The following is a 1,367-nucleotide window of genomic DNA, read 5'->3' as shown; positions in this document are numbered from 1 at the left end:
AGAAGCCGTTGTCATACCGAACTTGGCGTCGGGTTATAGGACTTGGGTTCTCGTTGGAGTGGTCTCGGCGCTGAGAGCGCATGAAAGCAGGGCCTCTTGGAATCTCGGTGGGTGTCTACGCCATTCGAGGTCCAGGAGGCCCTGTTGTCACGGTTGTACGCGGTTGCGGCGGGCAAGTCCAATTCACAGCCCCTGCAGTGTGATTGCCTCGCGCATGTGTACGGGAATGCGGACGGCCGGCCGGGCCGGGTGCGGGTGTATCCATCGGACATGACGGACGCGGAGTGGGTCGTCGTCCGCGGCGCGCTTCCGATGCCCCGGTGGCTGGAGGGCCGCGGCGGGCAGCCGGAGGCATACTGCCACCGGGAGATGATCGACGCGGTCCGGTACCTGGTCGACAACGGGATCAAGTGGCGGGCGATGCCCGCCGACTTCCCGCCCTGGACCTGCGTCTACGCGTTCTTCCGCCGCTGGCGCGACCAGGGCTTGACCGGCGAGTTCCACGACCGGCTGCGTGCGCGGTGCCGCACCGCCGCGGGCCGCGCGGTGGAGCCGACCGCGGGCAGCATCGACGCGCAGTCGGTCAAGGCCGCCGCCTCGGTCCCGTCCGCGACGCGCGGCTACGACGGCGGCAAGAAGGTCAACGGCCGCAAACGGCACATCGTCGTCGACACCCTCGGGCTGCTGCTGACCGTGCTGGTCACCGCCGCCGATGTCACCGACCGCTCCGGCGCCCGCACGATGCTCGCCCGGCTCGGTGGCCCGCTGCGAAAGATCCGGCTCGTATGGGCGGACGGCTCCTACACCGGCCCGCTGGTCGACTGGGCCGCCGCGCAGCCGGGCATCGCCCTGACGGTGGTCAAACGCACCGACGACACCCGCGGCTTCACCGTCCTGCCCCGCCGTTGGGTGGTCGAGCGGACATTCGGGTGGCTGATGCGCTCACGCCGCCTGGCACGCGACTACGAAACCCTCCCGACCAGCAGCGAGGCAATCGTCCACTGGTCGATGAGCATGCTCATGAGCCGGCGACTCGCCCGCCGCTCGGTTTCGTCACGCCCACAGACCGCGCCGCCGGCCGCGGCGTGAACACCCCGGGCAGGTCCTCGGCCAGCCAGCCCCGAGCCACCAGCCGCTTCGCCTTCGACCGCACCCCCTCCAACTTCCCCGGGGCCGGCTCCAAACCCAGCCCACGAGCCAGATCCTTCACCCGCAGCCCCGCCGAACCTTCGTGTTCCTCCACCAGCGAGACGATCCGCCGATAATCCGGCGCGAGCACCTCCACCGCCATCCGCTCGCGCCGATGCGGCACCACCGACCCGGCCACCGCCACCTTCACCACCACGGGCTCCACCACCGCTGCCGCC

At 70.4% G+C, this 1,367-nt stretch carries 1 protein-coding gene and 1 pseudogene; one reads left to right on the top strand and one right to left on the bottom strand.

The genetic code is table 11. The features are described 5' to 3' along the window. Nucleotides 1-270: 270 nt before the first annotated feature. Nucleotides 271-1,089, top strand: coding sequence for an IS5 family transposase (locus ACIRL2_RS51405; protein WP_402242730.1), 819 nt, complete (start codon nt 271-273; stop codon nt 1,087-1,089). Here the strand turns inward: ACIRL2_RS51405 and ACIRL2_RS51400 are convergent. Further along, nucleotides 1,019-1,367: pseudogene (locus ACIRL2_RS51400) on the bottom strand (hypothetical protein); the annotation flags it as partial. The gene ACIRL2_RS51405 and the pseudogene ACIRL2_RS51400 sit on opposite strands and share 71 nt — an antisense overlap.

It is taken from the genome of Embleya sp. NPDC127516, from assembly GCF_044765325.1.
GTDB lineage: Bacteria > Actinomycetota > Actinomycetes > Streptomycetales > Streptomycetaceae > Embleya.
This window is presented reverse-complemented; position numbering and strand designations above follow the sequence as displayed.